This is a genomic window from Streptomyces sp. Tu 2975 (assembly GCF_009832925.1).
Lineage (GTDB): Bacteria > Actinomycetota > Actinomycetes > Streptomycetales > Streptomycetaceae > Streptomyces.
Map to the genome: position 1 here is coordinate 4,970,915 of NZ_CP047140.1, position 21,422 is coordinate 4,992,336.

A 21,422-nucleotide genomic window follows, 5' to 3' on the forward strand; every position below is an offset into this window, starting at 1 on the left:
TCGGGCCATGGCCGGTCTGAATCTGAGGTTCACCGAGGAAGAGTTGAACGCCCTGCGCGAGCGCGCCGAGGCGGAAGGGCGAAGCATGCAGTCCTTCGCGCACGACGCCGTGATCACCGCGATCAACGAGCACTCGCGTCTTTTCAACGAAGCGGCGGACCACGTCCTGAAGGCGAGTGAGGAGCTCAACCGGAGGCTCGCCTGATGAACTACCTCACGCTTCCCGAGCTGCTCAAGCTTGCCGACCGCCTCGGGGCCGAGGAGGTGCGCGATTACGGGCTGCTGGACTCGGCCCTTGCCCGGCCGCAGTCGAGCGTATTCGGCCAGGACGCTTATCCGGACATCTGGCAGAAGGCTGCCGCGCTCATGGAGTCGCTGGCCCGCAACCACGCCCTGGTCGACGGCAACAAGCGCATCGCCTGGTATGCGACATGGGTCTTCCTCCACATGAACGGGCATCCGCTGAGCCCGGGGTTCGACGTGGACGAGGCCGAGCAGTTCGTACTGAACGTGTGCCAGGGATTGCTGGACGTGCCCAAGATCGCCGAGCAGTTGCCGCGGTTCGCGAAGTGACTCGGATGTGAGGCACCTCCCAGTCTCCGCGACGGCCCCCGTCCTGCCCTGACGGCGACCGGGCCACCGGTAGGGTGGCCCGGTTGTCGTACGTAACGACGCCGACGCCGAAGCCCGCGCCCCGCATCGAGAGCCCGAACCGGAGACCGTGACTACTACCGCCTCCCACCACCTCTCACCCGCCTTCCCCGGCCGTGCCCCCTGGGGCACGGCGAACAAGCTGCGTGCCTGGCAGCAGGGCGCCATGGAGAAGTACCTCCAGGAGCAGCCGCGTGACTTCCTCGCCGTCGCCACGCCAGGCGCCGGCAAAACGACGTTCGCGCTCACCCTCGCGTCCTGGCTGCTGCACCACCATGTCGTACAGCAGGTCACCGTCGTCGCGCCGACCGAGCACCTGAAGAAGCAGTGGGCGGCCGCAGCGGCACGGATAGGGATCAAGCTGGACCCGGAGTACAGCGCGGGACCGCTGAGCAAGGAGTACCACGGGGTCGCCGTCACCTACGCCGGTGTCGGGGTGCGCCCCATGCTGCACCGCAACCGCTGCGAGCAGCGCAAGACGCTCGTCATCCTCGACGAGATCCACCACGCCGGTGACTCCAAGTCATGGGGCGAGGCATGTCTCGAGGCGTTCGAGCCGGCGACCCGCCGCCTCGCCCTCACCGGCACGCCGTTCCGCTCGGACACCAATCCGATCCCGTTCGTCACGTACGAGGAGGGCAACGACGGCATCCGCCGTTCCGCCGCCGACTACACCTACGGCTACGGGAACGCCCTCGGCGACGGCGTCGTCCGGCCCGTCATCTTCCTCTCCTACAGCGGCAACATGCGCTGGCGCACCAAGGCCGGTGACGAGGTCGCCGCGCGGCTCGGCGAGCCGATGACCAAGGACGCCGTCTCGCAGGCCTGGCGCACCGCGCTCGACCCCCGCGGCGACTGGATGCCGAACGTCCTGCGCGCCGCCGACCGGCGGCTGACCGAGGTGAGGAAGGGCATCCCGGACGCGGGCGGCCTCGTCATCGCCTCCGACCAGGACTCGGCCCGCTCGTACGCCAAATTGATCCGCGAGATCACGGGCACCAAGGCCACCGTCGTGCTCTCCGACGAGGCGGCGGCGTCCAAGCGGATCGAGGAGTTCAGCGAGGACGGGTCCCGCTGGATGGTCGCCGTCCGCATGGTGTCGGAAGGCGTCGACGTCCCGCGACTCGCGGTCGGCGTGTACGCGACGACGATCTCGACGCCGCTGTTCTTCGCGCAGGCCGTGGGCCGTTTCGTACGGTCCCGCCGGCGCGGCGAGACGGCGTCCGTCTTTCTCCCCACCATCCCGAACCTGCTCGGCTTCGCCTCCGAGATGGAGGTCGAGCGCGACCATGCCCTCGACAAGCCGAAGAAGGACGGCGACGAGGACCCGTACGCCGAGTCCGAGAAGGAGATGGCGGAGGCCGAGAAGCAGCAGGACGAGGACACCGGCGAGCAGGACATGCTCCCCTTCGAGGCGCTGGAGTCCGACGCCGTCTTCGACCGTGTGCTGTACGACGGGGCCGAGTTCGGCATGCAGGCGCACCCCGGCAGCGAGGAGGAGCAGGACTACCTGGGCATCCCCGGGCTCCTCGAACCGGACCAGGTGCAGTTGCTTCTCCAGAAGCGGCAGGCACGGCAGATCGCGCACAGCCGCAAGAAGCCCGACGAGGAGGCCGACCTCCTCGAACTGCCGGCCGAGCGCCGCCCCGTGGTCTCCCACAAAGAACTGCTGGAACTGCGCAAGCAGCTGAACACGATGGTCGGCGCGTACGTACACCAGAGCGGCAAGCCGCACGGGGTGATCCACACCGAGCTGCGCAGGGTGTGCGGCGGTCCGCCGAGCGCGGAGGCGACGGCGGGTCAGATCCGGGAGCGGATCAAGAAGGTCCAGGAGTGGGCCACGCGGATGCGCTGACGCGGCGCCGCACGCCACCGGACGCCGCTCGTCCGGTGGCGTCGACGCCGCGGCGCACCGGACGTCGGTCCGCCCGCACCGTTCCGCAGCCGACGACGGTCGTCCCGACGCCCGCCCACATGGCCCGTACGGGGATCAATAACCCGTCGTCGAAGGAAGATCGCCCGGATTCTGGACGAGGGCTTCCGCTGAGCGGTGCCGGTCGCTACTGTCCCCGCAATGCAAACGCCCCGTGGCAGCGCCGCCGCGGAGCGCAGTCGGTGTGCCATGGCCTGCCGGCGGCCTCTGGGTGCGTCGCCGATGGGACCGGTGCCGCGACATCCCTTGTGAGGATCGCCGTCACTCACTCCGAAGGAGAGGGCGTCGTGACCGCGGAGACCTCCCAGACGCTCGACAGGGGACTACGTGTCCTCAAGCTGCTCGCCGATACCGACCACGGTCTGACCGTCACCGAGTTGTCCACCAAACTCGGCGTCAACCGCACCGTCGTCTACCGGCTGCTCGCCACCCTCGAGCAGCACGCCCTCGTCCGACGTGACCTCGGCGGCCGCGCCAGGGTCGGCCTGGGCGTGCTGCGCCTCGGCCGCCAGGTCCATCCGCTGGTGCGGGAGGCCGCGATGCCGGCCCTGCGCTCGCTCGCGGAGGACATAGGCGCGACGGCCCATCTGACCCTCGTCGACGGGGCGGAGGCCCTCGCGGTCGCCGTCGTCGAGCCGACGTGGACGGACTACCACGTGGCCTACCGGGCCGGCTTCCGCCACCCGTTGGACCGCGGCGCGGCCGGCAAGGCGATCCTCGCCGCCCGCCAGAGCAAGAGCACCGAGCCCGGCTACACGCTCACCCACGGGGAACTGGAGGCGGGCGCGAGCGGCGCCGCCGCGGCCCTGGTGGGGGTGACGGGCATAGAGGGCAGCGTCGGTGTGGTGATGCTGGCCGACTCCGTACCGGAGCGGGTGGGGCCCCGCGTGGTGGACGCGGCACGCGAGGTCGCGGACGCGCTCCGGTAGCGCCCGCGGCCCGCGGACGGCGGGCCACGGCACCGGACCCGCCGCCCGCCGACCGCGGCGGGTCCGCGCCGGATAGATTGACGCCGTGCTCTCCAGTCTCACGCGCCCCCGCGCCCTCGCCCTCTGCGCCCTGCCCGTCGTCGCGCTGTTCGCCGTCGCCGGACTGGCGCCGCTGCCGTTCGTCGTCGCCCAGCCAGGGATGACCGCGGACGTGCTCGGGAAGCACCAGGGGACTCCCGTGATCACCATCTCCGGTGCGCCGACCCGCAGGACCGAGGGGTCGCTGCGGATGACGACGATCGTCGCGACGGGTCCGGCCACCGACGTCGACCTCGGTGACGTGGCCGACGGCTGGTTCCGCACCGACCGTGCCGTGCTGCCGCGCGACGCCGTCTACCCGGCGGGCAAGTCGGACAAGGAGATCGAGCGGCGCAACGTCGCGGACATGGAGAAGTCGCAGGACGTCGCCGCCCGGGCCGCTCTCTCCTACCTCGGTGAGGATCCCGCCAAGGTGAAGGTGTCGCTGCACCTCGCCGACGTGGGAGGGCCGAGCGCCGGGCTGCTGTTCTCCCTCGGCATCATCGACAAGCTCGCGGGCGACGGCGCGGGCGGCGACCTCACCGGCGGCCGCAGCATCGCGGGTACGGGGACGATCAGCGCCGACGGCAAGGTCGGCCCGGTCGGCGGGGTGTCGCTGAAGACCCAGGCGGCGCGGCGTGACGGGGCGACCGTCTTCCTGGTGCCCGAGGACGAGTGCTCCGACGCGCAGGCCGAACTGCCCGAGGGAATGCGCCTGATCCCCGTCACGACGCTCAAGGGCGCGGTGGAGTCGTTGCGTTCGCTGGAGAAGGGCGGGAAGGTCCCGAGCTGCTGAGGTCCGGACCGTCCGCCTTCGGCCCCTGGCCCCCCTCCTCGACGCCGCCGTCCGCCTGCGCCGCGTCCATCTCGCGCCAGCGCGGGAACACCGCCGGGGCCAGGGTCGTCAGGAAGTACAGCCCGCCGAGGGTGAACAACGCCGTTGCCAGGCCCGCCTGTTCGATGAGGTAGCCGGCCGCCAGGCCGCCGAGGGGTGTGGTCATCAGCACCCCGGCGGTACCGGCGCTCGCGACCCGGCTGCGCAGCCGGTCGGGCACGCGCTCGTACATCACGGTGGTCAGGATCGGGTTGAGCATCCCGGCCGCCAGCCCGCTCGCGGCCATGGTCACGGCCAGCGGCACCGTGCCGTCCACCAGCGCGGCCACGACGAACCGCGGCAGCCCGCAGATCAGGAACGCACAGGTGAAGAGCGTCCGCCGGCGGAAGCGGTGCCCGACCGCCGCGTACAGCAGTGCGCCGAGCAGTGCGCAGCCGCCGAAGACCGCGACCAGGAGGCCCAGGTCACGGGCGCCGTCCAGGTTCTCCTTGGCGTGCACGGGCAGCAGAACCGAACTCCAGCCCTGGTCCAGGCCGTTGGTGACCATCACCATCAGTACGACGCCCAGCAGCAGCCGGGCGCGCAGCAGGAACACGTAGCCCTCGCGCAGCTCCGCCCGGTACGCCGTGAAGGACACCCGGGGCGTGTCCCGCCGTGGCTCGGCGGCGGCGACCCGTCGCAGCCCCAGGCGGATCAGTAGCGCGGAAGCGCAGAAAGTGGCCGCGTCGATCAGCAGGACGGCCTCCGCGCCGGTCAGGGCGATGAGCACGCCGGCGAGCGCCGCACCGGACATCCGGGCGCCGCGCGAGACGGCGTCGAAGAGGCTCGCGGCCCGTGTCAGGCTGGTCCCCGCGGCCCGGGCCAGGTCCGGCACGAGCACATGGCGGGCGGTCTCGCCGGGGGCGTGGAAGAGGCCGGTGACGGCCATCAGCGCGCACAGCATCCAGAACCGGAGCGCTCCCGCGTGGTGCAGCAGGGGGATCGCGGCGAGGGTGAGGGCGCAGACGAGGTCGGTGACGATGCTGACGCGGCGCCGGCCGACGCGGTCGATGATCGGGCCGCCGGCGATCGCGGAGACGACCACCGGCAGGGTCGCGCAGAAGGCGACCAGGCCGGCCTTGCCGGGGCTGCCCGTGGTCTGGAGGGCGAACCACGGTACGCCGATGAGGGTGAGCGAATTGCCGGTGATGGAGACGGCGTTGGCGGCCAGCACGGCGGTCAGCGGTCCGCGGCCACCGGTACGGGCGGCCGCTTCCGTTCCCCCCTGCCCGCTCATGCGGGGCGGGTCGTGGTCCGGACGGGTCCGCACGGCTGGTCGAGCAGCCGCAGGCCCAGCTCGACGAGTGTCCGGCCCAGTTGGACGCGCAGCCGCTCGCGCCGCACATGGCCGGCGGCCTCCGCGCGCAGTTCCCCGGCGCGCAGTTCGTGCAGCGTCAGATGTATGTCGGTGTGCATGGCCCTGTGTCCCCTCAGCCGGTGGAGCGCGGGAAGGCGTGCGTGTGCAGCCGGACCTGGGCGGCGCCTTCGGTACCGGGCGCGGGCTCGAGGTCGCGGTAGCTCTCGATCAGTTCGTGGATCTTCTCGTTGAGTTCATGGGCCTGCGCCGCGGTCAGGCGCAGCGTGAAGTCGCTGAGGTCGGCGCTGCGCCGCCACTCCTCCGGCCAGTCCCGCTGGCTGCCGAGCCAGGTGGCGACCTCCTGGGTGTGCATGGTCGCGTGCTCGTGGAGGTACAGGTCGGCCGCTCCGCGCACCGCCGGGTCGGGGTCGCTGTAGAGGGATTCGTCGAAGAGCATGCCGTCCATGGATGCCTTCCACCACCGCTCCCGGCCCTTGCCGCGCTCGGGTCGTCCTCGACGAAGCCGTGCGCCGCGAGCTGGCGCAGGTGGTAGCTGGTGGCGCCGCTGGATTCGCCGAGCTTCTCCGCCAGCCGGGAGGCGGTCGCGGGACCGTCCTGCCGAAGCACGGTCAGCAGGCGCATCCGCAGCGGGTGGGCGATGCCGCGCAGTGATCGCGGGTCCAGTCGGTGGATCTTGCGTGCGCCGGGTCCGGCCTCGGCCGCACTTCCTTCCTCGTACTCGCTCATGCATGCAAAGGTAGCGTTGCAAAGAAATCCTTGCAACGCATTTTATGCAACCATTTCTTTGTAAGTGGCCTCAGGAGTCCCGGGAGTCCTCCGCCGCCTGCTCCACCAGCGGGATGATCCGCAGCGGCACCGGGTTCTCCATCACGATCGCCGTCGACGCGCGCACGATGCCCTCGAAGCCGACGACCCGGTCGATCACCCGCTGGAGATCCGCGTTGGAGCGGGCGACCAGCCGGCAGAGCATGTCCCCGTGGCCGGTGGTGGTGTGCAGTTCGAGCACCTCCGGAACGGTCGTGAGGTGTGCCCGTACGTCCGCGCCCTGCCCCTGCTTGATCTCCAGCGTCGCGAACGCGGTCACCGGATAGCCGAGCGCCGCCGGGTCGACGTCCGGTCCGAAGCCGCGGACCACCCCCTGGGACTGGAGCCGGTCCATCCGTGCCTGGACCGTCCCCCGAGCCACCCCGAGCCGCCGTGACGCCTCCAGCACGCCGATCCTGGGTTCCCGCGCCAGCAGCACGATGAGCCGCCCGTCCAGATGATCGATCGCCATGGCGCCCTCCCGATGGTCATCCTGTACACAACGTCCGGGGAATCCGGATCTCGGCTGGGCAGATTGCCCAGTCGATACACGAACTATTGCGCACCTTGTGGATCGGCGGCAGCCTTCTTCCATGACTGAGACCATCGATCACACCCCCGACACCGCGCGGCAGGCCGACCCCTTCCCGGTGAAGGGAATGGACGCGGTCGTCTTCGCCGTCGGCAACGCCAAGCAGGCCGCGCACTACTACTCCACGGCCTTCGGCATGAAGCTCGTCGCCTACTCCGGACCGGAGAACGGCAGCCGCGAGACCGCGAGTTACGTCCTCACCAACGGCGCCGCCCGCTTCGTCCTCACCTCCGTGATCAAGGCGTCCACGGACTGGGGCCGCTTCCTTGCCGAGCACGTCGCCGCCCACGGCGACGGCGTCGTCGACCTGGCCATCGAGGTGCCGGACGCCCGCAAGGCGTACGCGTACGCCGTCGAGCACGGCGCCACCGGCATCACCGAGCCGTACGAGGTCAAGGACGAGCACGGCACCGTCGTGATGGCCGCCATCGCCACCTACGGCAAGACCCGCCACACCCTCGTCGAGCGCGGCGGCTACGACGGCCCGTACCTGCCCGGCTTCGTCGCCGCCGCCCCGATCGTCGAGCCGCCGGCCAAGCGCACCTTCCAGGCCATCGACCACTGCGTGGGCAACGTCGAGCTCGGCCGGATGAACGAGTGGGTCGGCTTCTACAACAAGGTCATGGGCTTCACCAACATGAAGGAGTTCGTGGGCGACGACATCGCCACCGAGTACTCCGCGCTCATGTCGAAGGTCGTCGCCGACGGCACCCTCAAGGTGAAGTTCCCGATCAACGAGCCGGCGATCGCGAAGAAGAAGTCGCAGATCGACGAGTACCTCGAGTTCTACGGCGGCGCCGGCGTCCAGCACATCGCGCTCGCCACCAACGACATCGTCGCCACCGTCCGCTCCATGCGCGCCGCGGGTGTCCAGTTCCTCGACACCCCCGACTCGTACTACGACACCCTCGGCGAGTGGGCCGGCGAGACCCGGGTGCCCGTGGAGACGCTGCGCGAGCTGAAGATCCTCGTCGACCGTGACGAGGACGGCTACCTGCTGCAGATCTTCACCAAGCCGGTCCAGGACCGCCCCACGGTCTTCTTCGAGATGATCGAGCGACACGGTTCGATGGGCTTCGGCAAGGGCAACTTCAAGGCGCTCTTCGAGGCGATCGAGCGCGAGCAGGAGAAGCGCGGCAACCTGTAGGGATTGCCGCTGCCCACCACTGCGGCCCCACGGTCCTGACCCGTGGGGCCGCACAGTCGTTCTCCGGGCCGGTTGTTCCGGCGGTCAGGCCCGCGGTTCAGCCGTTCCCGGGCGCCACCGTCGTGGGCGCCGGGGCCGGGGCCGTGGAGCGCAGCACGGGCCGCAGCTGCGGAGCGGGCCGGGCGGCGGGCGGCGCCGCCGCCGGCGCCGGTGAGAGGGCGGTACTCCTGGACGCCTCCGGAACCGAAGCGTCCGAAGCATCCGAAGCGTACGAGGGGGACGCGGGGACGCGGGGGACGCGGGGAGCGGAGCGGACGAAGAGGCCGCCGGCTCCGGAGAGGCCACGGCGGACGACGAAGGCGACGACGGCGACGGCGACGGCGAAGGCGCGGGGGTGCCGGACGACGCGCCTGCCGGCGGATCCAGCGGCCAGTACCCGTCGCCCTCCACGTCCGCGGGCCCGCCCGGCGCGGGCTCGCCGAGCGCGTCCTGCGCCTCACGCGCCTTCGGCGCGAGGAGCGGCGAGAAGTGCGGATTCGTCCTCAGCGCCTCGTCGATGTGGCGCCGTGCGGAGCCGAAGTCGCCGAGAGCGCGCTCGATCTCGCCGAGGTGGTAGGAGAACAGCGCGCTCCGCAGTCCCTGGCCGGTGGCCAGCTTCGCGAACGGCAGCGCGTCCTTGGGCCGGCCCGCCCGGTACAGCGCCCACCCCATCGTGTCGGCCACGTGCACATTGCGGTGGCCGCGCCGCCACTCGCCCTGGAGCCGGCGCACCGCGGCGGCCGGGTCCCCGTGGTCGGCCTCGTGACGCGCCAGCACCAGGTCCCCGTCGACGCCGTGCTCGCCGGCACGGGTGACCTGCTTGCGCAGGAGTTCGTAGAGCGTCGCGGCGTCCCCGTTCAGCCCCATCGACTCGTACAACTCCCCGGCCTCCAAGGCGTACTCGGGAAGCGGCAGCTTCAGCAGCGCCGACCGGTAGTCGTCCAAGGCCTCGTCCGTGCGTCCCAGCGCCGCCAGGGCACGCGCACGGCCCGCCAGCGAACGGTGGCTCTCGGGAGCGGTCTTCAGCGCGTCGGTGTAGTGCTCCACGGCCTCGTCGGCCTCGCCCCGCTCCCAGGCCAGCTCGCCCTCGCGGTGCAGGGCGGCGGCCTTCTCCACGGCGGTCCGTGAGTTCGCGGTGGCGCCGTACGCCAGTGCCGCGGCGTCCTCACGCCAGCCCTTGTTCCAGTAGACCCGCGCCTCCCGCCCCTGCACCTGCGGGCCGGTCTGCAGCTCCAGGAGCTTGTCCATGGCCTTGCCGGCCGCCGCGTACCTGCCGAGCCCGTCGTAGGCGTCGATCAGCGCCGGATACACCGCCCAGCGTTCCGGCTTCTGCTTCCGGGCGCTCTCCGCGTAACCGCGCGCCCCGGCGAAGTCGTGCCGGGCGTTCGCCAGCTCGGCCATGCCCACCAGCGCGTCGACGTTGCCCTTGGCGGCCGGTACGGCCTTCAGCGACCGCTTCAGCGCCCGCTCGGCCTTCGGGTAGTACGCCGTGTCCCCGAGCCGCGTGCCCCGCTCCACGTACGCGGAACCCAGCACCGCCCAGGACTCCTCGTCACCCGGATGGTCGCGGACGAAGCGCTCACGGTCGCGGATCAGCGCGTCCAGGTCGGAGAGCGAGGCCGGTGCGCCCGACCCTGCCGCGGTCATCGCCCTGGCCACCGGCCCTGGCGCGGGCGGCGGCGCGTCCTTCCCCCAACCGGGCGCGAGCACGATCACCCCGGTGACCAGTGTCGCGCCGACCAGCGTGCTGACAGCGGCGTTCTTCAGGGTTTCGCTCTTCATGGCGCTCACTGTGCGGCAGCAGACAGCCAATACGAAGAACACACTCTGACCCGCGGAGCGGAACGCAGACGGGTTCACACCGATGGCCCCCGGTGCGAGGCTTGGGATCATGGACGATCTCCTCGAGCGGCTGCGCGCCGGTCTTCCCGCGGAAGCCCTCATCACCGATCCCGACGTCACCGCGTCGTACGGCAACGACATGGCGAGCTTCTGCGCGGCGGGCACCCCCGCCGTCGTGGTCCTGCCGCGCTCCGTGGAACAGGTCCAACACGTCATGCGCACCGCCACGGAACTGCGCGTGCCGGTCGTGCCGCAGGGCGCCCGCACGGGCCTGTCGGGCGCGGCCAACGCCTGTGACGGCTGCATCGTGCTGTCGCTGACGAAGATGGACCGGATCCTCGAGATCAGCCCGGTCGACCGGATCGCCGTCGTCGAACCGGGTGTCGTCAACGCCGTGCTGTCACGAGCCGTCGGCGAGCACGGGCTGTACTACCCGCCGGACCCGTCCAGCTGGGAGATGTGCACCATCGGCGGCAACATCGGCACCGCGTCCGGCGGCCTGTGCTGCGTCAAGTACGGGGTGACGGCCGAGTACGTCCTCGGCCTGACCGTGGTCCTCGCCGACGGGCGGCTGCTGAAGACCGGCCGGCGCACCGCCAAGGGCGTCGCCGGATACGACCTCACCCGCCTGTTCGTCGGCTCCGAGGGCAGCCTCGGCATCGTCGTCGAAGCGGTCCTTGCGCTACGGCCCCGGCCGCCCGCGCAGCTCGTCCTGGCCGCAGAGTTCCCCTCCGCGGCCACCGCCTGCGACGCCGTCTGCGCGATCATGGAGCGCGGCCACACGCCCTCGCTCCTCGAGATCATGGACCGCACCACCGTCCGGGCGGTCAACAAACTGGCCGACATGGGCCTCCCGGAGACGACGGAGGCCCTCCTTCTCGCCGCCTTCGACACCCCGGACCCCGCGGCCGACCTGGCCGCCGTCGGTGCGCTGTGCGAGGCCGCGGGCGCGAGCGAGGTGGTGCCCGCGGACACCGTCGCCGAGTCCGAACTGCTGCTCCATGCCCGCCGGATGTCGCTGACCGCGCTGGAGACGGTCAAGTCGGCCACGATGATCGACGACGTCTGCGTGCCGCGCTCCAAGCTCGGGGCGATGATCGAGGGCACGGCCGCCGTCGCGGAGAAGTACGGCCTCACCATCGGCGTCTGCGCGCACGCCGGTGACGGCAACACCCACCCCGTCGTCTGCTTCGACCACCTCGACCCCGACGAGTCGCGGCGGGCCCGGGAGTCCTTCGACGAGATCATGGCGCTCGGTCTGGAGCTGGGCGGCACCATCACCGGCGAACACGGCGTCGGCGTGCTCAAGAAGGAATGGCTGGCGCGGGAACTCGGCCCGGTCAGCCTCAAGTTGCAGCGCGGCATCAAGCAGACCTTCGACCCGCTCGGCATCCTCAACCCGGGCAAGCTCTTCTGAACCGCGCCGCTCAGACATCGCCGTCCTGCGGGTCGCCGGCGGAGCCGTGCGCCCGCAGTTCGTCGGTCCTGGTCGGGGCGAGGAGCGCGGCCAGGGCCTCGTCGATGCCGAGCGCCGCCGTCTCGGTGCCGGGCGGCACGACCCGCAGCGTCCGCTCCAGCCAGGCCGACACCGCCGGGGACGACGCCTCCAGCAGTGCTTCTCCGTCGGGTGAACTCAACGCCATGAGGATGACGCTGCGGCCGTCCCTCTTCGACGGCCAGACCCGCACGTCACCGGTTCCGCACGGCCGGAACACCCCTTCCACGAGCAGTTCACGGGCGAACGTCCAGCTGACGGGGTGGCTGGAGCCGACGTGGAAGACGATGTGCACGGCATACGGGTCGTCCGCGCGGTAGGACAGCCGGGCGGGGACGGGGATGCTCCGCTCGGGCGACAGCACCAGGTTCAACTCGAGTTCGCGTTCCACCACCGTGTGCATGATCACTTCCTTCCTGTACGCCTTCTGGGGCGGCCCGGTGAGCGGGGCCTCACGGGAAGAGAGCGGCTACCCCCGCCGGCATGACGCGACTTCCGCACATAACTTTCCGTGACTCACTCGTGACCTGAAAGTGGTCGTTACGGCAGGACCGGCCCAGGGGTGCGCAAGGGTCTGATAGATGTGGTCCCTCGAATTGAGGCATCGAAGAGATACGGGACCACGGTGATGAGCGCCCCAACCCCGGCAACCGGCGACGGCAGCCCCACACCCGGCTACTACCCGGACCCGTCCATTCCCGGATATGTCCGGTACTGGAACGGCGCGGCATGGGTGCCCGGCACGAGCAGGCCCGCCCCGAAGGCGGGCGAGGCGATGCCCGGCGCGCCCGCGTCGGCCGCCCCTTCCGGACCCGCCGCGCCCTCCGTGGAAGAGACCGGCCCGGTCTTCCTCGACGAGGAGCCGTCGGACGAGCCGGCCCGCCCGGAGCCCGCCACCGCCTGGCAGGCCGACACCTCGCGCCAGGCCGGCTTCGGCGGCGACCTCGACAATCGCGTCTCATGGGGCGGCGACCCCCGCACGCCCGACCGGCCCGCGGCTGGTGACGCGCCGTCCGATCCGCGCCGACCGGCCGCGGCCGGCCTGACGTCCGAGCCGTCCGCCGACCCGACCGGCGGCCGGCTGCCCGGCATGCGTTCCGCGGCGCCCCAGGGGGGCCCGGCCGCCGACGAGATCCCCGGCGGTGTCCGCCCTCTCGGCCCGTCCGCCACGGGCGAGCCGCCGGCGGACGGCACGGTCGCGATCCGCGCGCTGCGCCCCGGCGGCGCGGCGGGCTCCGCCGACCCGGCCCGGCCGGCGGCGGAGGAGACACCGGACCGCCGCACCCCGGGTCCGCAGCAGCCCGCGGAGAACACCGTCACCATCCGGGCCCAGCGGCCGGGGCAGGCCGACGGCACGATGACGATGCGGGCGGTCGGCAGGCCCGCGGAGGCGCACCCGGCCCGGCAGGACCCGACCCGCCAGGACCCGACCCGGCAGGACCCGACCCGCTCCGCCCCGCAGGCCTCCTCACAGCCGCAGCCGCAGCCGCAGCCTCAAGCACCGGCGCAGGCCCAGCCGCAGGTGCCCGCGCAGTCCCGGCCGCCGGTCACCAGCAGCGCCGGCGGCGGCGCCGCCTCCTGGCCGCAGCAGGTACACCAGCTGGCGCAGACGTCGGCCTCCGCCGAGGGCGAGCCCGTCCTTCCGTGGAAGCCCCCCGTCAACGACCCGTTCCTCGCCGCCGCACAGGCCCAGGCCGCCGCCCGGCCCGCCGGACTCGGCAAGCGCCTGGCCGCCCGCCTGATCGACACGGTGCTGCTCGGCGCGCTGGTCGGCGCCGTGGCCGTCCCCGTCGCCGCGCAGGCACGCGCCCACATCGACGAGAAGATCGAAGCGGCGAAGCTGTCCGGGAAGACGGTGACCGTCTGGCTGCTCGACGGCACCACGGCGGGCCACCTCGGCATCGTCCTCGGCGCCCTGCTCGTCCTGGGCGTGCTGTACGAGTCGCTGCCGACCGCCAAGTGGGGCCGCACGCCGGGCAAGAAGCTCTGCGGCCTCCAGGTCCTGGACATCGAGACCCATGAGCCGCCGACGTTCGGCGCCGCGCTGCGCCGCTGGCTCCTCTACAGCGTGCTCGGCGTCCTCGTCGTCGGCGTCCTCAATGTGCTGTGGTGCCTGTTCGACCGCCCGTGGCGGCAGTGCTGGCACGACAAGACGGCGCACACGTTCGTGACCGGCTGACCCGTCCGGCCGTACGGCTCCCAGGAGGTCCCCCGAACGCCTGTGAGCCGTTGCGGGCCTCGTGGGTCCGGGGTGCACTGCCCCCATGAGCAACGACCAGCCGCCGCCCGGACAGTCGCCCGACGACGATCCGTTCCGCAAGAAGCCGCAGGAGCCGCAGGGGCCCCAGGAACCGGGCGGGCCGACCCCGCCCGGGGGCGCTCCCGGCTCCGGCGGCAGTTCGCCCTATGACTCTCCCCCCGGAGGGGCGGGCGGGACGGGCGGTCCGTACGGCGGTGAGCGGCCGCCTCCGTACGACGCGGGAGCCTATGGTGGCCCGTACGGAGGCGCGGACCCCCTTGCGGGCATGCCCCCGCTGGCGAATTTCGGCAAACGGGTGCTGGCCCGGCTCATCGACATGATCATTGTTTTCGTGCCGCTGTTCCTCATCTCGCTGGCCTTCGGCGGCGTCGAGGTGGCCACCGGCGGCGAGGACTGGGACGAGGTCACCGACCGGGTGAACTCGGGGAGCAGTGGCTGTGGTCGCTGATCTCCCTTGTGGCGTACGTCGGTTACGACACCCTCATGACGGCGAAGTACAACGGGCAGACCGTCGGCAAGAAGATCATGAAGCTGCGGGTCGCGATGCTCAACGACGGCCGCGTGCCGGACGTCGGCTCCTCACTTCTGCGCGCTCTCGTGCTGTGGGTGCCCGCGCTGGTGTGCTGCTACTGCATCTGGTGGCTCGTCATCATCATCACGGTGCTCGCCGACAAGCCCTACCGGCAGGGTCTGCACGACAAGGCGGGCAAGACGGTCGTGGTGTCAGCGGCGCAGTGAGTGCTGGCCGACCCTGGCCTCCGCCCCGGCGTGCGCGCGGGCCGCGGACGTGCGGGCCGTGAGTGCGTCGGAGGCGGTGGCGGTGGGCGGCGCGGCGGCCGCCCGCGGCCGGGTGGCCCGGTGGCGCAGAGACGGCGTGAGCGCGACCAGAAGTCCCAGTGCCAGCGAGGCGATACCGATCGCGGCGACCGCGACGCCGTCGGTGGCGCGGGTCAGCAGCAGGAGGGCGACGGTCGAGAAGACGACGGTGGCCGAACCGTAGGCGAGCTGTGCGGCAGTCGGACGCGGCATGACGGTATCCGTCCTATGGACAGGGGCAGGGCCGGAGCCTTGAGGACAGTTCGCACTGACAGCAGACTCTACGACGGTGGATGCCCCTGTGGAACCGGCAGTAAGCGTGACCTAACCCACGGTGCCGGTGCATGGGGGGCGCACGGGGTCATTCGACCCGCCAAGTGGCGGAAAATGTGTGCCTCTTGTCCTGATTTCCCATCGTCCGGATAGCGGGGCGCTGCACCCGCATAGTGTAGTTGGCCTGTCCAAGTCAAGGACTGTCTTTTCTTCCTCAACTCCGGTCGAATGTCGTCACTTGAGACGCGTATACCGCGCACGCGGACGACCCCACAACCCTGTCCGCAGCAGCGACGGAACGCGGGGGAGGACACCATCAAGTGACCAGCAAGCGAAGGACGTTCAGAGCGTCCGCGGTGCTCGTGGCCCTTGCCGCGACGACCGCGACCGCTTCGGCGTTCACCAGTGCGCAGGCCGACGGCCAGAAGTCGGCGGACCCTGCGGGCATCGAGCGGCACGACCCGGCACCGCACAAGGGCCATGTCGAGCACGACCTCGAGGGCCCCTTCAGCAAGCAGCAGGAGGAGCAGCGCCAGGCGGCCCTTGAGCAGGTCATATCCGGCGACGCCACCGTGCAGCAGCGCGGCGGCTCCAAGGTCGTCAAGCTCGACGACAAGAAGTACGTCGAGCTCGCCCGGGAGAAGACCGAGAAGATCTTCACCATCCTCGTGGAGTTCGGCGACAAGGTCGACGACACGACGATGTTCGACCCGGACGGCGCCGACGGCCCCAAGCCGCCGGTGAAGAAGTACGGCGGCACGCCCGGTCCGCTGCACAACCAGATCGCGAAGCCGGACCGGTCGAAGGACAACTCGACCGCCTGGCAGGCCGATTACAACCAGGAGCACTTCCAGGACCTGTACTTCGGTACCGGCAAGGACGAGAACGGGCAGCCGAAGCAGTCGCTGAAGACCTACTACGAGAAGACCTCGTCCGGCCGTTACTCGGTCGACGGCGCCGTCTCCGACTGGGTCAAGGTCGACTACAACGAGGCCCGCTACGGCTCCAACTACTGCGGCCAGAGCAACTGCGCCAACGTCTGGGACACGGTCAAGGACGGCGTGACCGCCTGGGCCACCGACCAGAAGGCCAAGGGCAAGACCGACGCGGAGATCAAGGCGCAGCTGGCCGAGTACGACCAGTGGGACCGCTACGACTTCGACGCCGACGGCAACTTCAACGAGGCCGACGGCTACATCGACCACTTCCAGATCGTCCACGCGGGCGAGGACGAGTCGGCCGGCGGCGGCGCAGAGGGCACCAACGCCCTGTGGGCCCACCGCTGGTACGCCTACGGCACCGACGCCGGCAAGACCGGCCCGGAGAACAACAAGTCCGGCGGTACCCAGATCGGCAACACCGGCATCTGGGTCGGCGACTACACCATGCAGCCCGAGAACGGCGGCCTCGGAGTCTTCGCCCACGAGTACGGTCACGACCTCGGTCTGCCGGACCACTACGACACCTCCGGCGGCGGCGAGAACTCGACCGGCTACTGGACCCTGATGTCGGCCGGCTCCTGGCTCGGCACCGGCAAGGACTCCATCGGCGACCTCCCCGGCGACATGACCGCCTGGGACAAGCTCCAGCTGGGCTGGCTCAACTACGAGACGGCCAAGGCCGCCACGAAGTCGACCCACACCCTCGGCGTGTCGGCGTACAACACCGACAAGCCGCAGGCGCTCGTCGTCGAGCTGCCGAAGAAGCCCGTCACCACGACTGTCGTGAAGCCCTCCGAGGGCTCCAAGCAGTGGTGGAGCGACATGGGTGACGACCTCAAGAACACGCTGTCCCGCTCGGTGGACCTCACCGGCAAGTCGTCCGCCTCGCTGGAGCTCGACGGCTGGTGGGACATCGAGGCCGACTACGACTACCTCTACGCCGAGGTCTCGACGGACGGTGGCGCCAACTGGACGCCGGTGGACGGTACGGCCGACGGCAAGGCGATCACCCGTGACGCGGGCGACAAGCCGGCGCTGACCGGCCCGTCCGAGGGCCACAAGAAGCTCGTCTACGCGCTGGACGCCTACGCGGGCCAGAAGGTCGACGTCCGCTTCCGCTACCAGACGGACGGCGGCGTGGCGGGCAAGGGCTTCACGGCCGACGCCATCACGATCAAGGCCGACGGCGCGCCCGTCTTCTCGGACAACGCCGAGGGCGAGGTCGACGGCTGGACCGCGAAGGGCTTCAACCGCATCGGTGAGTCCTTCACGCTCGAGTACGAGCAGTACTACATCGCCGAGAACCGCCAGTACGTGTCGTACGACAAGACCCTCGAGGTCGGCCCGTACAACTTCGGCTACAAGGCGCCGCGCGACAACTGGGTCGAGCACTACCCCTACCAGAACGGTCTGATGATCTGGCAGTGGGACACCTCCCAGAAGGACAACAACACCAGCGCCCACCACGGCCAGGGTCTGATCCTTCCGGTGGACGCGCACGCCAAGCCGCTGAAGTGGTCCGACGGCACGGTGCTGCGCAACAAGATCCAGACGTTCGACTCGACGTTCAGCCGGTACCGCACGGACAGCTTCTGGCTGCACAACGCGGACAAGCCGCACTGGATCGCGTCCCAGCGGGGCAACCCGGTCTTCGACGACCGCAAGGGCGTCTACTGGTACCCGGAGAACCCGACGGGCAGCGTCAAGGTAACTGACACCAACACCAAGATCTCGATCGTCAAGGAGCCGCTGAGCGGCCGGACGATCACCATCAATGTTGGTCCGTCGACCAAGTAATCCGTAACACTCCAGGTCAAAGCATGATCGGCCGTCGCCCTCTAGCGGGCGGCGGCCGATCGTGTTTAGGTGCGTCTGACCGAGGTTCTTATTGACAGTGACTCACGGGGGAGTGGTTCCGCATGCCCGGCGGAGGTTTCTGCAAGTTGCCAGGCGGCACCGTCGTCGTCGCGATCAGCCTGCCGAGCCCGGCCGGGGGCGGCGCCACGGTCCGCTTCCTGGTCCACGCGGCGAACCGCGCGAGGGCACTGACGCGGCTGCGGAACCTCGGCTTCAGGGCGGTGTACCTGCGGGGGAACGCGGAGCCGCCGACACCGGACGAGATCACGGCGGTGTTGCACCATCCGGACGGCCTGCTGTGGCGTCCCGACCAGACCGCGGGCGCGGAACTCTGGCACCCGGCCCGAGCCCTTCTTGGCCCGGCCGGCCCGGCGTAGGGAAGCCCTGGACACCGGCGCGGCGGGCCGGGCGCGGCGTCACACCACCGGCTTGCCCGACAGTTCGACGCCCGCCTCGCGCATCTCCTCCACCGCCCGCGCCGTCGAGTCCGCCGACACACCGGCCGTCAGTCCGAGCAGCACATTCGTGCGGAAGCCTTCCCGCGCGGCGTCCAGCGCGGTCGCCCGCACACAGTGGTCGGTCGCGATGCCGACGACGTCCACCTCGCTGACGTCGCGGGCGCGCAGCCACTCCGCCAGTGTCATGCCGTTCTCGTCGGCGCCTTCGAAGCCGCTGTACGCCGCCGCGTACGCGCCCTTGTCGAAGACCGCGGAGATCGCGCCGGAGGCGACGGCCGGTGCGAAGTTCGGGTGGAAACCGACGCCCTCCGTGCCGGCCACGCAGTGCGGCGGCCAGGAGCGGGCGAAGTCCGGGTGGTCGGAGAAGTGGTCGCCCGGTTCGACGTGGTGGTCGCGGGTGGCGACCACATGGCGGTAGCCGGGCTGGGCGTGGCCGATGAGTTCGGTGATGGCGGCCGCGACATCGGCACCTCCCGCCACCGCGAGGCTGCCGCCCTCGCAGAAGTCGTTCTGAACGTCGACGACGATCAAGGCGCGGTGCATGGCGGGTGTCCTTCGGTGGGATGGGCGGGCGGCGGAGGGCGGATGGAAGGGGGCGGCGGGCCGCCCACGACCGCCGGCACACAGAACCGGCGGCGAACAGAACTACCGAGCGTAGACACTCGCCACGCCGTAGGGGAGGGGGCTGCGGTCCGTGGGGCGGGTCGTCGTGCTCCTTGCCCCCTTACGGGTGGTTCATTCCGGTCGGCTCACACGTACTCGGTCGGGATGACCGCCTCGCCGCGCGACAGCTGGATCGCCGACAGCGGCAGACCGGCCCGCGCCGCGGTGTGCCGGGCGCGGGCCGCGTCCAGCGGTTCGCGGGCGACGACGTCGCCGCCCTTGACCAACTCCACCAGCAGCTGCCGCTCGGCGAGCTCCGGGGGCACCTCGCCGACGCCGACGATCTCGGCCTCCGCGATCCCGTCGGCGTCGAGGCGGCGCGCGGCCCACTTGCGGCCGCCGATCGACGTCTTGCCGCCCAGGGACTTCTTGGCGACCGGCTCGAGCGGCGCGGCGGTGTCCGTGGACCTGGCACGGGCGACAAGCTTGTAGACCATCGAGCAGGTGGGGTGGCCGCTGCCGGTGACCAGCTGGGTGCCGACGCCGTAGGCGTCGACCGGCGCGGCGGCCAGCGAGGCGATGGCGTACTCGTCGAGGTCGGAGGTGACCACGATCTTGGTGTCGACGGCCCCGAGCTCGTCCAACTGCTGGCGCACCCGGTGGGCGACGAGCAGCAGGTCGCCGGAGTCGATACGGACGGCGCCGAGCTCGGGACCGGCGATGTCGACGGCCGTGCGGACGGCTTCTGCCACGTCGTAGGTGTCGACGAGCAGCGTCGTACCCCGTCCGAGTGAGTCGACCTGCGCTCGGAACGCGCCGCGCTCGCTGTCGTGCAGCAGGGTGAAGGCGTGCGCGCTGGTGCCCACGGTGGGGATGGCGTAGCGGAAGCCGGCCGCGAGGTCGGACGTGGAGTCGAAGCCGCCGACGTACGCGGCGCGCGCCGCGGCGACCGCCGACAATTCGTGCGTGCGGCGGGCGCCCATCTCGATGAGCCGGCGTCCGGCCGCGGCGGCGGACATCCGTGAGGCGGCGGCCGCGATCGCGGAGTCGTGGTTGAGGATCGAGAGGATCACCGTCTCCAGCAGCACGCACTCGGCGAAGGTGCCCTCGACCCGGATGATCGGCGAACCGGGGAAGTACACCTCGCCCTCGGGGTAGCCCCAGATGTCGCCGCTGAAGCGATAGCGGGCGAGCCACTCGAGCGTGGGCTCGTCGACGATGCGCTGCTCCCGCAGGAAGCCGAGGACTCCCGGGTCGAAGCGGTAGTTCTCCACGGCGTCCAGGACGCGGCCGGTCCCGGCGACCACGCCGTAGCGGCGGCCCTCGGGCAGGCGTCGGGTGAAGACCTCGAAGACGGATCGCCGCTCGGCCGTGCCGGCCTTCAGCGCCGCCTGCAGCATCGTGAACTCGTACTGATCGGTGAAGAGCGCGGTCGACGGCACGTCCACCGGCAGCCCAAGGTCTGCTGTGTTCATGACGGTGATGCTAGCGCACATCTCGTCAATCTGACGAGATGTGCTTCCGGCGGGGCCGAGGGGCGTTTGTGCGATACGGCCTCCCGGGTGGCAGCATGGGTTGGGTGACGATGCCCGTAGAGATCGAACGAACCGAGTCGGCGGAGGAGGCGCACGCCGTCCCCGAGCCCGATGTGCCCTGGGTGACGCTGGTGCACAACGACCCGGTCAATCTGATGAGCTACGTCACCTACGTCTTCCAGGCCTATTTCGGCTACTCGAAGGACAAGGCGCACAAGCTGATGCTCGACGTCCATCACAAGGGGCGCGCCGTCGTCTCCAGCGGTACCCGCGAGGAGATGGAACGTGACGTGCAGGCGATGCACGGATACGGACTGTGGGCCACGCTGACCCAGGACCGCGGCTGATGAGCTCTCACTTCGAGCCGCTCGACGGCGGCGGGGCCGCGGTCGCCCTGGACGAGGTCGAGATCGCGATCCTGCGCTCCCTCGCTGTCCAGCTCCTCGAGCTCATCGGGCCGGGCGACGAGCCGGCGGAGGGGCGGACCCGCTGGCGGCCCTCTTCGCGGAGGGACCGAGCGAGCCCCCGTCCGACCCCGCGCTCGCCCGCCTGTTCCCGGAGGCGTACGCCGATCCGGAGGCGGGGACGCCCGACGAGGAGCTGAGGGCCGCCTCGTCCGAGTTCAGGCGGTTCACCGAGACCGACCTGCGCACCCGCAAGCGGGAGGATGCCCTCGCCGTCGTACGCAGCCTCGACGCCCTCACCCCGGCGGGTGACGGCGGCGCCGTCATGGAACTGGCGGCCGACGACTGCCTCCACTGGCTCGGCGCCCTCAACGACCTGCGGCTGACCATCGGCACCCGTCTCGACGTCGGCGACGAGGACGAGAACGAGGACCTCTACCGCCTCCCGGACTCCGACCCGCGCAAGCCGATGGTCATGGCGTATCTGTGGCTCGGCGCATTGCAGGAGACGCTCGTCGAGACTCTGATGTCCTGAGCCGTCCGTTCGCTCAACGGAGTCTCAAATCCGCATAA

At 70.9% G+C, this 21,422-nt stretch carries 19 protein-coding genes and 3 pseudogenes; 13 read left to right on the forward strand and 9 right to left on the reverse strand.

Annotated elements, in window-relative coordinates:
- Positions 1 to 7 precede the first annotated feature (7 nt).
- The 5 genes from GLX30_RS22000 (at position 8) to GLX30_RS22020 (ending at position 4,387) form a co-directional block, all read left to right on the forward strand.
- Positions 8 to 205 carry an Arc family DNA-binding protein gene (locus GLX30_RS22000; protein WP_159691605.1) on the forward strand — a complete coding sequence of 66 codons (198 nt, stop codon included), beginning with the start codon at positions 8 to 10 and terminating at the stop codon, positions 203 to 205.
- A complete protein-coding gene (locus tag GLX30_RS22005) occupies positions 205 to 573 on the forward strand; it encodes a Fic family protein (RefSeq protein WP_159691607.1) in 369 nt (122 codons plus the stop codon). The genes GLX30_RS22000 and GLX30_RS22005 overlap by 1 nt, the downstream gene beginning before the upstream one ends.
- A gap of 148 nt (positions 574 to 721) precedes the next feature.
- Entirely contained in the window at positions 722 to 2,506 is a 1,785-nt protein-coding gene (locus GLX30_RS22010; protein WP_159691609.1) for a DEAD/DEAH box helicase, read from the forward strand.
- A 365-nt stretch (positions 2,507 to 2,871) separates the two neighbouring features.
- A complete protein-coding gene (locus tag GLX30_RS22015; RefSeq protein WP_159691611.1) occupies positions 2,872 to 3,513 on the forward strand; it encodes a helix-turn-helix domain-containing protein in 642 nt (213 codons plus the stop codon).
- 85 nt (positions 3,514 to 3,598) lie between these two features.
- Complete coding sequence (locus GLX30_RS22020) at positions 3,599 to 4,387, forward strand: S16 family serine protease (protein ID WP_159691613.1); 789 nt, start codon at positions 3,599 to 3,601, stop codon at positions 4,385 to 4,387.
- Here the strand turns inward: GLX30_RS22020 and GLX30_RS22025 are convergent.
- The 4 genes and pseudogenes from GLX30_RS22025 to GLX30_RS22040 form a co-directional block, all read right to left on the reverse strand.
- Positions 4,326 to 5,702 (reverse strand): MFS transporter, encoded by a 1,377-nt coding sequence (locus GLX30_RS22025; RefSeq protein ID WP_159691615.1) that lies wholly within the window; start codon positions 5,700 to 5,702, stop codon positions 4,326 to 4,328. The two genes, GLX30_RS22020 and GLX30_RS22025, sit on opposite strands and share 62 nt — an antisense overlap.
- Positions 5,699 to 5,881, reverse strand: coding sequence for a hypothetical protein (locus GLX30_RS22030; RefSeq protein ID WP_159691617.1), 183 nt, complete (start codon positions 5,879 to 5,881; stop codon positions 5,699 to 5,701). Before GLX30_RS22030 ends, GLX30_RS22025 begins: the two co-directional genes overlap by 4 nt.
- Before the next feature lie 14 nt (positions 5,882 to 5,895).
- Positions 5,896 to 6,509 (reverse strand): annotated as a pseudogene (locus GLX30_RS22035) (winged helix-turn-helix domain-containing protein).
- Between the two features lie 70 nt (positions 6,510 to 6,579).
- Entirely contained in the window at positions 6,580 to 7,059 is a 480-nt protein-coding gene (locus tag GLX30_RS22040) for an Lrp/AsnC family transcriptional regulator (RefSeq protein WP_159691619.1), read from the reverse strand.
- A 121-nt stretch (positions 7,060 to 7,180) separates the two neighbouring features.
- Here GLX30_RS22040 and hppD point away from each other — a divergent pair, with 121 nt between their 5' ends.
- Positions 7,181 to 8,326, forward strand: a complete 1,146-nt coding sequence (gene hppD, locus GLX30_RS22045; RefSeq protein WP_159691621.1) for a 4-hydroxyphenylpyruvate dioxygenase — start codon at positions 7,181 to 7,183, stop codon at positions 8,324 to 8,326.
- A gap of 84 nt (positions 8,327 to 8,410) precedes the next feature.
- Here hppD and GLX30_RS22050 read toward each other — a convergent pair whose 3' ends face one another.
- Complete coding sequence (locus GLX30_RS22050) at positions 8,411 to 10,147, reverse strand: tetratricopeptide repeat protein (protein ID WP_208545457.1); 1,737 nt, start codon at positions 10,145 to 10,147, stop codon at positions 8,411 to 8,413.
- A 109-nt stretch (positions 10,148 to 10,256) separates the two neighbouring features.
- Between GLX30_RS22050 and GLX30_RS22055 the strand changes: the two genes are divergently transcribed.
- On the forward strand, positions 10,257 to 11,624 hold the full coding sequence (locus tag GLX30_RS22055; protein ID WP_159691623.1) for an FAD-linked oxidase C-terminal domain-containing protein: 1,368 nt from the start codon (positions 10,257 to 10,259) through the stop codon (positions 11,622 to 11,624).
- A gap of 10 nt (positions 11,625 to 11,634) precedes the next feature.
- Here the strand turns inward: GLX30_RS22055 and GLX30_RS22060 are convergent, their stop codons facing one another.
- The gene (locus GLX30_RS22060; protein ID WP_159691625.1) at positions 11,635 to 12,105 is read right to left on the reverse strand and encodes an SsgA family sporulation/cell division regulator; all 471 of its coding nucleotides are present in this window, start codon (positions 12,103 to 12,105) and stop codon (positions 11,635 to 11,637) included.
- A 225-nt stretch (positions 12,106 to 12,330) separates the two neighbouring features.
- Between GLX30_RS22060 and GLX30_RS22065 the strand changes: the two genes are divergently transcribed.
- The gene (locus GLX30_RS22065) at positions 12,331 to 13,881 is read left to right on the forward strand and encodes an RDD family protein (RefSeq protein ID WP_159691627.1); all 1,551 of its coding nucleotides are present in this window, start codon (positions 12,331 to 12,333) and stop codon (positions 13,879 to 13,881) included.
- An 85-nt stretch (positions 13,882 to 13,966) separates the two neighbouring features.
- Positions 13,967 to 14,700: pseudogene (locus tag GLX30_RS22070) on the forward strand (RDD family protein).
- Here GLX30_RS22070 and GLX30_RS22075 read toward each other — a convergent pair.
- Positions 14,686 to 14,991, reverse strand: a complete 306-nt coding sequence (locus tag GLX30_RS22075) for a hypothetical protein (protein ID WP_159691629.1) — start codon at positions 14,989 to 14,991, stop codon at positions 14,686 to 14,688. The pseudogene GLX30_RS22070 and the gene GLX30_RS22075 overlap by 15 nt on opposite strands.
- A 380-nt stretch (positions 14,992 to 15,371) precedes the next feature.
- On the opposite strand from GLX30_RS22075, the gene GLX30_RS22080 reads away from it, so the two are divergent.
- Together GLX30_RS22080 and GLX30_RS22085 are read left to right on the forward strand one after the other, a co-directional pair.
- Positions 15,372 to 17,789 carry an immune inhibitor A domain-containing protein gene (locus GLX30_RS22080; protein WP_159691631.1) on the forward strand — a complete coding sequence of 806 codons (2,418 nt, stop codon included), beginning with the start codon at positions 15,372 to 15,374 and terminating at the stop codon, positions 17,787 to 17,789.
- A gap of 122 nt (positions 17,790 to 17,911) precedes the next feature.
- On the forward strand, positions 17,912 to 18,226 hold the full coding sequence (locus GLX30_RS22085; RefSeq protein ID WP_159691633.1) for a hypothetical protein: 315 nt from the start codon (positions 17,912 to 17,914) through the stop codon (positions 18,224 to 18,226).
- Between the two features lie 39 nt (positions 18,227 to 18,265).
- Here the strand turns inward: GLX30_RS22085 and GLX30_RS22090 are convergent, their stop codons facing one another.
- Positions 18,266 to 18,850, reverse strand: a complete 585-nt coding sequence (locus GLX30_RS22090) for an isochorismatase family protein (protein ID WP_159691635.1) — start codon at positions 18,848 to 18,850, stop codon at positions 18,266 to 18,268.
- Between the two features lie 206 nt (positions 18,851 to 19,056).
- On the reverse strand, positions 19,057 to 20,385 hold the full coding sequence (locus GLX30_RS22095) for a nicotinate phosphoribosyltransferase (protein ID WP_159691637.1): 1,329 nt from the start codon (positions 20,383 to 20,385) through the stop codon (positions 19,057 to 19,059).
- Positions 20,386 to 20,480: 95 nt separating this feature from the next.
- Between GLX30_RS22095 and clpS the strand changes: the two genes are divergently transcribed.
- Positions 20,481 to 20,792, forward strand: a complete 312-nt coding sequence (clpS, locus tag GLX30_RS22100; protein ID WP_159691639.1) for an ATP-dependent Clp protease adapter ClpS — start codon at positions 20,481 to 20,483, stop codon at positions 20,790 to 20,792.
- Positions 20,792 to 21,384: pseudogene (locus GLX30_RS22105) on the forward strand (DUF2017 domain-containing protein). The gene clpS and the pseudogene GLX30_RS22105 overlap by 1 nt, the downstream one beginning before the upstream one ends.
- Positions 21,385 to 21,422 lie beyond the last annotated feature (38 nt).